Origin of the sequence: Eubacterium sp. AB3007 (assembly GCF_000688015.1) — a bacterium.
In the GTDB taxonomy this organism is placed as follows: Bacteria; Bacillota; Clostridia; order Peptostreptococcales; family Anaerovoracaceae; genus Aminicella.
Genome location: NZ_JIAD01000001.1, coordinates 1,367,024 through 1,380,144, shown reverse-complemented (window position 1 = coordinate 1,380,144; position 13,121 = coordinate 1,367,024). Strand labels below are relative to the sequence as shown.

The 13,121-nt window shown below is 54.9% G+C and carries 11 protein-coding genes; all 11 read left to right on the top strand.

The genetic code is table 11. The features are described from left to right. Positions 1 to 3: 3 nt before the first annotated feature. The 11 genes from P156_RS0106565 (at position 4) to P156_RS0106515 (ending at position 13,020) form a co-directional block, all read left to right on the top strand. The gene (locus P156_RS0106565; RefSeq protein ID WP_185752156.1) at positions 4 to 495 is read left to right on the top strand and encodes a hypothetical protein; all 492 of its coding nucleotides are present in this window, start codon (positions 4 to 6) and stop codon (positions 493 to 495) included. Positions 496 to 655: 160 nt separating this feature from the next. After that, on the top strand, positions 656 to 1,915 hold the full coding sequence (locus P156_RS0106560; protein WP_027869436.1) for a 6-phosphofructokinase: 1,260 nt from the start codon (positions 656 to 658) through the stop codon (positions 1,913 to 1,915). A gap of 422 nt (positions 1,916 to 2,337) precedes the next feature. Continuing rightward, complete coding sequence (locus P156_RS12825; RefSeq protein WP_051600752.1) at positions 2,338 to 3,795, top strand: 5-bromo-4-chloroindolyl phosphate hydrolysis family protein; 1,458 nt, start codon at positions 2,338 to 2,340, stop codon at positions 3,793 to 3,795. Next, positions 3,785 to 4,975, top strand: a complete 1,191-nt coding sequence (locus P156_RS0106550; protein ID WP_027869435.1) for a toxic anion resistance protein — start codon at positions 3,785 to 3,787, stop codon at positions 4,973 to 4,975. The genes P156_RS12825 and P156_RS0106550 overlap by 11 nt, the downstream gene beginning before the upstream one ends. A gap of 27 nt (positions 4,976 to 5,002) precedes the next feature. Beyond that, entirely contained in the window at positions 5,003 to 5,383 is a 381-nt protein-coding gene (locus P156_RS0106545) for a DUF4234 domain-containing protein (protein ID WP_051600750.1), read from the top strand. Between the two features lie 253 nt (positions 5,384 to 5,636). Continuing rightward, positions 5,637 to 6,776 carry a leucine-rich repeat protein gene (locus P156_RS0106540; protein WP_185752155.1) on the top strand — a complete coding sequence of 380 codons (1,140 nt, stop codon included), beginning with the start codon at positions 5,637 to 5,639 and terminating at the stop codon, positions 6,774 to 6,776. Between the two features lie 15 nt (positions 6,777 to 6,791). Then, positions 6,792 to 8,189, top strand: coding sequence for a VWA-like domain-containing protein (locus P156_RS0106535; RefSeq protein WP_027869432.1), 1,398 nt, complete (start codon positions 6,792 to 6,794; stop codon positions 8,187 to 8,189). 207 nt (positions 8,190 to 8,396) lie between these two features. Beyond that, a complete protein-coding gene (locus P156_RS0106530) occupies positions 8,397 to 9,938 on the top strand; it encodes an AAA family ATPase (protein ID WP_027869431.1) in 1,542 nt (513 codons plus the stop codon). 398 nt (positions 9,939 to 10,336) lie between these two features. Then, positions 10,337 to 10,639 (top strand): DNA repair protein, encoded by a 303-nt coding sequence (locus tag P156_RS0106525; protein ID WP_207638242.1) that lies wholly within the window; start codon positions 10,337 to 10,339, stop codon positions 10,637 to 10,639. Further along, entirely contained in the window at positions 10,623 to 11,273 is a 651-nt protein-coding gene (gene lepB / locus P156_RS0106520) for a signal peptidase I (RefSeq protein ID WP_242838702.1), read from the top strand. Before P156_RS0106525 ends, lepB begins: the two co-directional genes overlap by 17 nt. A gap of 187 nt (positions 11,274 to 11,460) precedes the next feature. Next, entirely contained in the window at positions 11,461 to 13,020 is a 1,560-nt protein-coding gene (locus tag P156_RS0106515; protein ID WP_027869428.1) for an isopeptide-forming domain-containing fimbrial protein, read from the top strand. Positions 13,021 to 13,121 lie beyond the last annotated feature (101 nt).

Here is a 13,121-nt window from a genome sequence, read left to right as displayed (position 1 = left end):
GGGATGTTCAGACAATTAGCTTTGAAGGGGCGGCTGCTGGTGATCTGCCTGCTGCTGCTCTCCCTGGGAACCGTGCTTTGTGCCTGCAGCGGCGGTACACAAAGCCCTGCGGAGAAGGCGGGCCTGACAGATGGTCAGTACACCGCAACGTTCACCACGGACAGCAGTATGTTCCACGTGAACGAGTCAAAGAACGACCAGGGAATCCTCACCGTGAAGGATGGCCAGATGACCATCCATGTGACGCTGCAGTCCAAGCGCATCACCAATCTGTTCTACGGAAAGAAGAAAGACGCGCAGAAGGATGGAGCGGAGCTCATCCAACCGACAGAGGATCAGGTTACCTACGACGATGGGTACAAGCAGACCGTCTACGGGTTCGATATCCCGGTGCCGGCCATCGACCAGGAGTTCGATGTGGCGCTGATCGGGACCCACGGCAACTGGTACGACCACAAGGTCAAGGTGACAGATCCGAAGCCATTGCAGGAGTGAGTACGGGCGATGAGTCCGGAATATAATTTAAGTAAGGTATTTCCACAGAAGAGGCTGTCCCGCGCGGGCAGCCTTTTCTGGTCTTTGTTCAAAAAAACATTGCAATCAAGGGGAATTTGTTATAGAGTAATAAGGTAAAGTTTATGTAAGGAGATTAACCATGAAGAAACAGAAAAAGAGGAATGTTATCGTAGGACAATCCGGAGGTCCTACCGCGGCCATCAACTCGTCTCTGGCGGGTGTGTACAGAACCGCGAAAGAAAGAGGATATAACAAGGTATACGGCATGATCCACGGCGTGCAGGGACTGTTGCAGGAGAGGTACATCGACCTGTCCAAGCACATCCAGACAGGCCTGGACGAGGAATTGCTGAAGAGGACCCCGGCGGCGTACCTGGGTTCCTGCAGATACAAGCTGCCGGAGATCCACGAGGATCAGAAGACCTTTGAGAAGATATTCCGTATTCTGGACGATCTGGAGATCGATTGTTTCATCTATATTGGCGGAAACGATTCCATGGATACCATCAAGAAACTGTCTGACTATGCGCTGGTGTTCGGTTCCAAGATCCGCTTCATCGGCTGCCCCAAGACCATCGACAACGATCTGGCGCTCACCGACCACACGCCGGGATACGGCTCCGCCGCCAAGTACATCGGTACCTCCGTCAAGGAGGTCATCCGCGACAGCTGGTCCCTGGAGACAGAACACGGCCAAGTGATCGTGGTGGAGATCATGGGAAGAAACGCCGGATGGCTCACAGGGGCGTCGGCTTTGTCCAAGGGCGAGGACTGCGACGGACCGGACGCCATCTACCTGCCGGAGGTACCCTTTGATATGAAGAAGTTCCTGGACCACACCAGAGAACTGCTGCAGAAGAAGGCCTCCGTGGTTATCTGCGTTTCCGAGGGAATCAAGACCGCTGATGGCAAATACGTTACAGAGGAAGAAGGTTCCCCGGTCTACACCGACGCATTCGGCCACAAGCAACTGGCGGGTACCGCAGCGTATCTCTGCCGCCGTGTCTCTGAGGAAATCGGCTGCAAGACTCGCGCCATCGAGTTCAGCTCCCTGCAGCGGGCAGCCAGCCATTTCGTGTCCAGGATCGATATTTTGGAGGCCTATGAGGTAGGCGGTGCTGCCATGAAAGCCGCCGACGAGGGCTACAGCGGCCAGATGGCTGTCATCATCCGGACTTCCGATGATCCGTACCAGGCAGGCACCGAGGTCAAGGATGTCCACAAGATCGCTAATGACGAGAAGCTGGTGCCGCGTGATTGGATCAACAAGGAGGGGAACAACGTAACGGATCGTTTTGTCAGCTACGTGCGTCCGCTGATCCAGGGCGATGTCCAGCCCATCATGGTAGATGGCATCCCACGCCACCTCTACGTCCCCGGTTTCCAGGAGATGATGTAAATATTCTGTGAGATCTGCAAACCTTACGGTGTAAGCGCCGTAAGGTTTTTTGTGTTGCGCCGGCATGACAGGCCCGCTCCCGACCGGAGTTCCATGCAAAACGAGGGTATAGACGATCTGCATGGAACTATTTGCGACCGAAGTTCCATGCAAAACAGGGATAAAGCGATCTGCATGGAACTATTTGCGTCCAGAGTTCCATGCAAAACAGGGATATGGACGATCTGCATGGAACAACCACTCCAAAACAGATCGTTAATAGGCGATATAAACGAAACAGCGGCGTTTCTCTCTCCAGAGAAATAGACCGTTCCAATTCCACAAATCAACTGTATATATCTGTCTGGATTGTGGTATAATACGAATACGGGTAATTGCAAGACCCGCAAGGGGAAGAATAGACAGTTCTTTTGGAGGAGAGAATGAGCTACGTAGATAATATGACCGATCTCGGTGACAAAGTCATGGGCAGAGTCTCCAGCGCCATCGATCAGGAAGATTTCAGCGGCCTGGCAGACGGGATCCGGGAGGATTTTCGGGTGTTCGCCGATGACCTGAAGGCACAGGGGTTCAACTTCGGCAAGACTCCTGCGGGGCCTAGATATGACATCAACGATCTGGATCACAGCAATAACAGTCCCAAGGTGGATTTTGGGTGCGGCAGCCACGCGCAGGCGCAGTCTCGCCCCAAGCCGCATGCACAAAGCCAGCCGCATGCACAAAGCCAGGCGCAGTCTCGCCCGCAAGGGCAGCAGGCAGGCGCCGCCTTTAACAACGCTCGCCCGCAAGGACAGCAGGCAGGCGCCGCCTTCAACAACGCTCGCCCGCAAGGGCAGCAGGTCAAACCCCAGTACCAGTCCAAGGCCAGACCCCGGTATGGTCGTCCCTATGCAGGCCCCGTGCCTTTCATGCTGAGGACACCGGGGAAGGGAAATAACATCGGGCTTTGTGGTGTTGGGATCGTAGGCATGCTGATGATGCTTGCTTCCCTGACAGAGGAGGGCGTCATCTCCATGGACAACCTGGCGGGGCTGGGCGTGCGCGCGGCCTTTCTGCTGGGATTTCTGATTTTGTTCGGCATCGGATTCGTCGGGAAGGGAATCACCGACACCTTCTATAAATATGCGTCCATCATCGGGCGAGAGGAGTACATCGACATCAAGGACCTGGCAAAACACGCCGGCGAGTCAGAGAAGACAGTCCGCAAGAACCTGGAACGAATGATCAAACGGAGAATGCTGCCCCATGCTACTTTTGATGACAGCGGCAAGACGCTGATCCTCAGTTCCAAGGCCTACAAACAGTATACCCAGGCCAAGGAGGCCAGCGAAAGCGCCAAGCGGAAACAGGCAGAAGTCGGGAAGAATCTGGAGTCCATGGATCCCGCCCTGGCCGCTCAGGTGCGCGGCATCCTTTCCGAGGGGGACGTCTTCCTGGGGGATCTGGCCAATGCCCAGGCCCGGGTCAAAGATCCAGAGATGAAACGGCGACTCACCGAGCTGGAGCAGGTGGTCTCCCGGATCTTCGACAGGGTGCAGGAGGCACCGGGCAGCGCACGTACCCTTCGCCGGTTCATGAACCAGTATCTGCCCACCACCCGTAAGCTGATCAACGCCTACATCGACATCGAGAACCAACCGGTGGAAGGCGAGAATATCAGAGATACCAAGCAAGAGATCGAAGGGGCGATGGACACCATCAACAACGCCTATGTGGTGCTTCTGGACAGCCTTTATCAGGATGTGGCCTGGGACGTATCGGCGGACATCTCCGCCATGAAGACCATGTTCCAGCAGGACGGTCTGATGGAGGACGGCATGCACAAAGCAAATCCTTTCGAGGGAATCGTAAGCAACGAGGAGGTTAACAATGGAAAATAAGATTGATGACATCAAAACACCACAGCTTGTGATCGATAAGGGCGAGACGCCGCAGGTCGAGGGCATGACAGAGATTCCGCAGGCACCGAGTTTTCCGGTGGTCGCTGAGGAGCAGAAGTCGGACGAGTCTGGGTTATCCCGTCTGGAAGATTCCCTGACTGAGAAGGAACTGGCACAGGTGGAGAGCTTTGTGCCGCAGATCGACGTTTGCGACACCGCCGCGGTGATGAACTACGGCGCCGGCACCCAGAAGAACATCGCCGAGTTTGCCAACAAGACCCTGGCCAACGTGAAGACCAAGGACATGGGTGAGGTGGGGGCGATGATCACCACGCTGATGGGGGAACTGAAGAGCCTGGACGACCCGGAGGACGAGGGCGGGTTCTTTGGGTTCTTCCGCAAGAAGAAAGACAAGCTGGAGACGTTGAAGGCCAGATACAACAAGGTCGAGACCAACGTCACCACCATCGAGAACGAACTGGACGCGCGCCAGACGCAGCTCATGAAGGACTCTGCCATGCTTGACCAGATGTACGAGGTCAACATGACGTATTTCAAGGAATTGACCATGTATATCGTGGCCGGTAAGAAGAAACTGGAGCAGGTGCGCACAGAGCAGCTGGCGGCGCTGGAGGAGAAGGCGCGGCAGACCGGCGCCCCGGAAGATGCCCAGGCGGCGAAGGACCTGGCGGCGCAGTGCGAGCGTTTTGAGAAGAAGCTGTTCGACCTGACCACCACCCGGACCATTGCCATGCAGACGGCACCGCAGATCCGCATGGTGCAGGCGGCGGACAACGAGATGGCAGAGAAGATCCAGTCCACCATCGTGAACACCATCCCGCTCTGGAAGAACCAGATGATCATCGCTCTGGGCGTGGAGCACTCAACCCAGGCAGCCAAGGCCCAGAAGGCGGTCTCCGATATGACCAACGAACTGCTGAAGAAGAACGCGGACGCGCTGGAGATGGCCACCGTGGAAGTCGCCAAGGAGTCCGAGCGCGGTATCGTGGATATCGAGACGCTGCAGCACACCAACCAGAAGCTCATCGATACGCTGGATGAGGTGCTGCGGATCCAGAAGGAAGGCAAGGATCGCCGTGCTGCCGCAGAGACAGAGCTGGCCGCTATCGAGAATCAGCTGAAGGCCAAGCTTCTGGAGGCAGCCCAGGCTTCGAAGTAGCGATTATTTTACGAAAGGGGAGAGGATATGGACACTTACACAAAGCAAATCAAGCAGAGGAGCATATGGGTCGGCATCCTGCTCACGATCATCACCTGCGGGATCTATTATCTTTACTGGATCTTTGTTCTGACGGACGATTGGAACCTCATCACGGAAGCACAGGGACAGCGGCCGGGGACAACTCCGGGACTGGTGGTGATCCTGACCCTGATCACCTGTGGACTCTACGGGATCTACTACTGGTACTATCTGTCCAAACGGGTCGCTCGGGTGGCAGACCGCAACGGCAACGCCCTGGAGGATGACACGCTGCTTTGTGTGATCCTGTGCCTGTTCGGCCTGGGGTTCATCTCCGCTGCCATTCAGCAGAACAACCTGAACATGTTCGTGGATTACGGGATGTAAGGCGCGGGAGAGATGCGGTTGAAATGATCGTGTCGAATGCCGCAGGCAGCCAAAAGGATTTTGCATAGTATTGCCCAGAAACCCTACGGGAATGAGTACAGATATTTGTTCTTAATCCTGTAGGGTTTCTGAAACGATGGGAAAACCATGTGTGGATGCCCTTATGCTATTAATCGCTAATATTAGCGATTAATAGCATAAGGGCACGGAGGAAGGTATGAGGGCGCCTTTTAGGAACAGCAAGGAGAACGTGATGAAAAAGATAACTGGATTCGGTAACTGGCGCCTTCAGTATGTAATAACGGAAGAGAGGAAGGAGGCAGGCCACGGAGAAGGTCACCGTGCAGGCGAGGTCACGAGTGAGGTCACGATCGTCCGCGCCGTAACCTGTGACCGGCACGCGGTCCTGCCGGAGGCGCTGCCCGTCGGCCTGTCTGAATCAGTTGGACAGAAGAATGGCAGGGCCCCCATGTCACCCATGCTGCCGGTGGTGAAGATCGCCGGGCATGCTTTGTCCGCGGACCCATGGGATACAAGCGATGTGGCGGGGGTCCAGGAGATCGAGATCACGGACGGAACTCCCCCGGTGGAGGAGGACCAGTGGAGCAACCGTCAGATGCTGTCCTTGCGGCTTCCGGAGGGGATCCGGGAGGTGGGCGATTATGCTTTTCTCAACTGCAGGAGCATGCAGCGAATTGAGCTGGCGGATCGGGAGATCAGCTGGCAGAGGGCGTGTTTCATGAACTGCCGGGCTTTGCAGCAGGTCGTGCTCCGGCGACAGCGGATGGAACTGGACGGTACGAATATGGCGTTTTTTGTGGGGGAGACCACCGGAGAGATGGAGGTGGTGGTCCGGGCCGGGCGCGAGGAAGCGCGGCTGGTCTTCCCGGACTATCTGGAGCTTTACACGGAAAACAACGAGGCCCGTCAGTTCGACTACACCATCGAGGGGGCGGGCTACCCCTACAGACACGTGTTTCGGGACAAGCGTCTCAGCTGGCACGACTATGACGGGCTTTGGAAGGCCTATCTGGGCCGGGAGACAGACCTGGCCCGGGCGGCCCGAATGGCCTGGTACCGGGTTAGCCGCCCGGTAGAGCTGACGGCGGAGCACCGAGAGTCCTATCTGGAGTACGTGAAAGATCATTTTTCGGAACTGGCGGAGCACCTTCTGGAAGGCGGGAGCATGGAGGCCGGAGCGGGTATTGACGCGGCAGGCAGCGGTGAGCTGGCCCTGTTGGTGCGCCTCGCCGCCCCGGACGCTTCGCTGCTTGCTGCGGCGGCCGAAACCGCCCGCCGCCTGGGCCGTACCGACTGTCTGGCAGTCCTGATGGAGGAAGAACACAAGCAGGCTCCGGCGCCCTCCGGGCGCCGGAAGACCTACGAACTGTAAAGGCTGGTGTATCCGATGGCAGAGAAAAACTATGATAGGATCGGTGGCGAGATTCTCGCCGCCGCCAGAAACGAACTATATATGGCCATGCCGTTCATGGATGTGGCCCTCAGTACGCTGGCCCTGGTCCCGGCAGGGGGCGCGTCGCCGGAGGGCGAAGGTGCGACGCAGGAGGGCGCCGTCCCCACCATGGCTACGGACGGCGCCGCCCTGTACTATAATGGGCGGTGGCTGGGGCGCCAGTTCGTGCGGGCGCCCCAGCTGGTCAACCGGGGGTATCTGCATGTGGTGTTTCATTGCATGCTCCGCCATATCTGGAAGGCCAGAGGAAAGGATCCCTACCTGTGGGACCTGGCCTGCGATACGGCGGTGGAAGCCCTGATGGACGAGCTGCATTACCCGTGTATCCAGTCAGAATTTGTGCCACTGAAGAAACAGTTCATCGCGGAATGCGCCTCGGAGATGAAGGTGGTCACTGCGGAGGGGGTCTACCACCGCTTGCTGCGGATGGAGATGGCGCCCCGGGAAGTAGCGACGTTGCGGCAGGCGTTTCTGGTGGATGACCACGGGCTTTGGGTGCCGGAGGAGCAGCAGGAGCAGCAGAAACGGGAGGAGCAAGACAAGAATTGGTCAGATATCGGTGAGCGCTCCAGGACGGCTGCGGAGACGGTGATGGCTGGACGGGGCACCGGTGGAGAGACCGTGGCAGACCAGATCAGGGTGGCCATGCGGGATGACGTGGATTACCGGAAGTTCCTGCGGCGTTTTGCGGCGCCTCGGGAGATCATGGAGGTGGATCCGGACAGCTTTGATTATATTTTTTATACGTACGGGCTGCAGCTCTACGGGAACATGCCCCTGGTGGAACCGCCGGAAACCAAGGAGGAAAAGCGCATCGAAGACCTGGTGATCGCCGTGGACACGTCCATGTCCACTTCGGGGGCGCTGGTAAAGGAATTTCTGGCATGTACCTGGGCGATCTTGCGGAGTACGGAAACTTTTACGCGAAAGGTGAACATCCGCATCATTCAGTGTGATGATCGGGTGCGCGCGGACGATCCGGTATATGATATGGAACAGCTGGCAGAGTACATGGAACACTTTCGGTTGGAGGGCGGGAGCAGCACGGATTTTCGTCCGGTGTTCGCCCACGTGGACAGTCTGGTGAAGGGCGGAGCATTCTCCTCCCTGCGGGGACTGATCTATTTTACCGACGGGATGGGTATCTACCCGAAGAAACGGCCAAACTACGATGTGGCTTTTGTGCTTCTGGAGGAACCGCCGGCATCGGTGAAGATCCCGGCCTGGGCCATCAAACTGGTTCTGGAGCTGCCGGATCTGCGGGCCGCCCGCGACCGACTGGAGGAGGAAGAACCGGAGCTCATCGACTGGGACGAACTGCCGCGAACCTAGCGATGGCGGCGACCGTGCGAGGGCAGCGATCGTGCGATGCTGGCGGCCTGCCGCGTGCACAAAGCTTTGTGCGAGGGCGCGCACGTGTGGTTGAAAAACCGTGTGGCATTAATCGCTAATATTAGCGATTAATAGCATATGGCTTGCGGAGAGCAGAGATAACCAGATGACGAGAATCGACATAATAAGGAGATAATAGATATGGCGATGAATATCAAGCAGGCGAAGCAGCAGATCGAAGACACGCTTCGTGCCTATCTGACGAAAGACGAGCTGGGGAACTATCTGATCCCCACCATCCGGCAGCGACCGGTGCTGCTGATGGGGCCGCCGGGCATCGGTAAGACGCAGATCATGGAGCAGATCGCGGCGGACACCGGGGTGGGGCTGGTGGCCTACACCATCACCCACCATACCAGGCAGAGCGCCATTGGCTTACCGTATATAGAGCATCGGACATATGACGGGCAGGAGGTGCCCATCACCGAATACACCATGAGCGAGATACTGGCTTCCGTTTACGATTTGATGGAGCAGACTGGTGTTCGGGAGGGGATTTTGTTCCTGGACGAGATCAACTGCGTATCGGAAACGCTGGCGCCGGTGATGCTCCAGTTCCTCCAGTGCAAGACATTTGGGAATCGGAGCATGCCAGAGGGATGGCTTATCGTGGCGGCGGGCAATCCGCCTGAGTACAACCGCAGTGCCCGGGAGTTCGACGTGGTCACCCTGGACAGGGTCAAGCGCATCGACGTGGAGGAGGATCTCGGCGTCTGGAAGGAGTACGCCCGCGCAAAGGGTGTTCATGGCGCGGTGATCAGCTATCTGGATATCAAGAAAGAAAACTTCTACCGGCTGGAAAACACCCAGGACGGGATGCGATTTGCCACCGCCAGAGGCTGGGAGGATCTCAGCGAGCTGATCCTGGCCTACGAAAAACTCGGCCTTCGTGTGGACCGCACGGTGATCGAGCAGTACATCCAGATGCCGGAAATTGCAAAAGATTTTGCCGCCTACCTGGATCTCTATTATAAGTATCAGCGGACCTATCATGTGGAGGAAGTATTGAGCGGCAGCTGGGAAAAAGTTGCGCTTACCCAGCTGCGGTCGGCACCTTTTGACGAGAAACTATCCGTTATGGGCCTTCTGGTGTCGCGTCTTTCGGAGTTGGCGGGGCAGACCCGCCGGCAGGAAGCGCTGGCTGATGCCGTGTTCGCCGACCTGAAAACTTTCAGGGGACGCCTGGAGGGCGTTCCCACGGGCGAACCTGCTGCCAGTACGCACCAGCCGGAACCCCTGCCTTTGTTGGACGGCATCGCCGAGGAACGGCGGCGCCAATGGAAACGCGCCGCCGCTGCCGGCCAGCTCAGTAAGGAAAGAAAGGAACAGATCCAGAGGGAGATCCAGGTTTTGGAAGAGATCATGGACGGCCTCCGGGAGAAGGAAGAGGACGGGAAGGCTTTGTGCCGCGAGGAGGCGATGGAGGTCGCGCGGGAGACGATGGCGGCTGTCAGTGACCGTAGAAAGGCGTTGGCTGACCAGACCGGGGCGTGCTTTGACAACACCTTCCGCTTCCTGGAGGAGGCGCTGGGACAGGGCCAGGAGATGGTTATGTTTGTCACCGAGATCACCGCCGGCGCGGATACCAGCTGGTTCGTGGAGAATTTCGGGTGCGAGGCGTATTATCGGCACAACAAGGAGCTGTTGTTTGATGACGTGCGGGCGCGCATCCGGCGGGAATTGGAGTAGGATGGCAGTTGGGTGCACAGAGACGACCGTGCACTCCCGGATCAGCAAAGGGCAGCATGGTGAGAGAACGGCATCCGAGGGGCTTTATAACCGGAATGTTGAGATCTCGGAAATGTTCGTATTTCAATGATTATTGGCTTTTTGTCCAAAAATAGAAAATGGTTTACTGTACTATAGTGCGAAATGATAGAATTGTCTGTTTTTTCTTGACTCACAAATAATATGATGCTATAATTACCATAAAGTTAAGCCGACATCATTTCGGTATAATTACGATTATAAACAGATTGTCTTCGGTATTAGACGCAACAGGGTTAGGGCTTTGACTAAGGATACTAGAGAAGAGAGTCCTTTTGGTGTCTAATTAAAAGATGAGAAAGACGTTGGGTAAAGGGAGTATGAGCGTATTCAATAAGAAAAAGACAGCCGGGATGCCGGAGGGTAAGGCTGACAAGCCCCTGTCCAAGCTGAAGCGGAAGGAACTCCTGGAGATCATGCTGGCCCAAGGCAGAGAGATCGACCGGCTGCGGGAGCAGAACGCTGAACTGGAGGCCAAGTTGGCCAGTCGTGAAATCGATTTCAGCGAGATCGGATCGCTCGCACAGGCATCTCTGGAGATCACAGGTATCTTCAAGGATGCAGAGGAAGCCGCCGTTACCTACCTGGAGAATATCAGGAGGAAGTATGAGCGGGATGAGTAGCGAGCGTGAGGTCATGGAAACGCTGGTGAACACTGCCACGGCGCAGGCACAGGATCCTCAGAAGGAGGTAGAGCTTCCGGCGACCGCAGATATACAGACCGCCTACGAGAAGGTCCTCTACCGATACAATCTCAAGCAGTCTATCGTCAGTACGACCAACATTCTGATCGTGGTCGCCGCCATCGCGGTGCTGATTTCCATGTTGCTTCTGCCGGTGCTGCGGATCTACGGCCAGTCCATGAACGCCACACTAACCAGCGGCGAACTGGTGGTGGCCGTGAAGGGATCCAGTTTCCAAACAGGCGATGTGATCGCCTTCTACTATAACAACAACGTGCTGGTGAAGAGAGTGATCGCCAACTCTGGTGATTGGGTAGACATAGATCTCGATGGAAATGTCTTTGTGAACCAACAGCGGATCGATGAGCCTTATCTCGATCATAAGGCGTTTGGAGAGCCGGATATCGACTTTCCGTACCAGGTTCCGGATGGCAGGGTGTTCGTGCTCGGAGACAACCGCTCCGTATCTATTGATTCACGACACCTGGCGGTTGGATGCGTAACGTCAGAGCAAATAGTCGGAAAAATCGTTTTCCGGATATGGCCACTGACAAAGCTCGGACCGGTTCACTAAATATGATTATAAGCCCGCGGACTCTGAGGGGAGGTTCCGCAGACTCATAATACCGTACTCGCTGCGGATATCAGCAGGGGGAATCAACTTTGCCCTTCGGGGCATCCACTATGGCCGCAAGGTCACTAACAAGATGGGCCGTTTGGCCATAGTATCATGCCTTGAAAGGCAAGAAAGGAAGGCATTTATGAAACATATTAAGAAAGTGATAACACTGTTTCTTGCATTAGCAATGATGCTTGCCATGAGCAGTGTTACGTTCGCAGCTGATGGCGATTTGACTGTTGACGCAAAAGTAACGGTCAGTGGGTTTGAAGAAGGCGACACCGTAACTGCTTACCAGTTTATTACTTGGGATGCAGAAAACAACAATTGGAAAGTTGCAGAGGGAGTTGGACTGACTCTTGATCAGATCACAGACGGCCTGACAAAGGAAGAACTCGCAACACTTGCAAGCCACACAGACAAGATGACGGCAGCTACAGGCACAACTACTGGCACAACTTGGGAAAAGACTTGCGGCACAGTTGAAACAGCAGGTTCCTATCTGGTTCTTGTAACTGCTAATGATGCATCCCACATTTACAACCCGGCTGTAGTATCTGCAGACTTCGATGGCACAAATTCGGCCGCGGTTAATTTGAGTGAGGATACAGCAAACATTAAGAAGCAAAATGTTACTGTTGAAAAGGAAGCAAACAACGCTCCGGATGACTATGACGTGCAGGTTGGCGACATCGTTCCGTTTACAGTAACAGTCACTGTTCCTCAGTACAATACGAACTGGACAGAGCCGTATTTCGCAGTATCCGATACACTTTCCAGCGGTTTGACAATTGCGGATGGCCATACTCCAGTTGTTAAAAATGGTACCAAAACACTCGTCAAAGACACAGACTATACTTTGACAAAAGGATCCGCAGGCCAGGATGGCTTCACTATCACCTTTACTGAAAACTATCTGAAGGAAAATGCTTCTGCATCACTTACAATCGAATACTCCGCTCTTGTTGGCGAAGGAGTTAAGGACACATCTCAGGTTCACGAAGAGAAGAATAAAGTAAAACTGGAGTTCTCGAACAATCCTTCAGATTCAAGTAAACACAAGAAAAAAGAAGTTGAAACTCACCACTACACCTTCGCTATTGATGCTAACAGACTTGGTGAAGGCTCTCAAAAGACAAATGAACTTATCAAGGTAGGCGTTGATAAGAATGGAAATCCAATTACACAGTATAACGAGAAGGAGTCTATGCCAACGGGTGCCAGTCCTCTTGCTGGCGCTACATTCAAGCTCACTGGAGTAGGTCCTAACAACACACCAAATGGATTCGAGCAGACATTTACAACTCAAGCTGATGGAAGAATAACTTTCAACAACCTCGAAGTCGGTACATATCAGCTTGAAGAGACAAAAGCTCCTGCGGGATATACAAAGGATACTACAGGACCTCACACAGTAAAGATTGAAGCAGAATACAATGCCGATTCTACGCTTAAGAACTACACCATCACGATCGATGGAACAGCTACCTCCACATATACAGCAACAACAAGTGAAAGTACAACAACATATGAGGCTCCAGCGAATGGAAACCCTGTATTCCCGATCAACAACAAGAAGGGAGCAGAACTCCCATCCACAGGTGGTATGGGTACCACGATCTTCTACATCCTGGGCGCTCTGCTCGTTGTTGGATGCGGAATAGTCCTTGTTTCAAGAAGAAGAATGAACAAGAACAAATAGTTTAAACATCTCGTTTAAACTTAAACGAAGGTTAATTGCCGGGTGGGAGCGTTTGCCCCTGCCCGGCATGAAGACATTAATCGATTCTAAATGAAATCCCC

Coding starts and splice junctions, on each gene's coding strand:
- P156_RS0106545 (WP_051600750.1), top strand. CDS start 5,003: ATGGACACTTACACAAAGCAAATCAAGCAGAGGAGCATATGGGTCGGC.
- P156_RS12825 (WP_051600752.1), top strand. CDS start 2,338: ATGAGCTACGTAGATAATATGACCGATCTCGGTGACAAAGTCATGGGC.
- lepB (WP_242838702.1), top strand. CDS start 10,623: ATGAGCGGGATGAGTAGCGAGCGTGAGGTCATGGAAACGCTGGTGAAC.
- P156_RS0106515 (WP_027869428.1), top strand. CDS start 11,461: ATGAAACATATTAAGAAAGTGATAACACTGTTTCTTGCATTAGCAATG.
- P156_RS0106540 (WP_185752155.1), top strand. CDS start 5,637: ATGAAAAAGATAACTGGATTCGGTAACTGGCGCCTTCAGTATGTAATA.
- P156_RS0106535 (WP_027869432.1), top strand. CDS start 6,792: ATGGCAGAGAAAAACTATGATAGGATCGGTGGCGAGATTCTCGCCGCC.
- P156_RS0106525 (WP_207638242.1), top strand. CDS start 10,337: ATGAGCGTATTCAATAAGAAAAAGACAGCCGGGATGCCGGAGGGTAAG.
- P156_RS0106560 (WP_027869436.1), top strand. CDS start 656: ATGAAGAAACAGAAAAAGAGGAATGTTATCGTAGGACAATCCGGAGGT.
- P156_RS0106565 (WP_185752156.1), top strand. CDS start 4: ATGTTCAGACAATTAGCTTTGAAGGGGCGGCTGCTGGTGATCTGCCTG.
- P156_RS0106530 (WP_027869431.1), top strand. CDS start 8,397: ATGAATATCAAGCAGGCGAAGCAGCAGATCGAAGACACGCTTCGTGCC.
- P156_RS0106550 (WP_027869435.1), top strand. CDS start 3,785: ATGGAAAATAAGATTGATGACATCAAAACACCACAGCTTGTGATCGAT.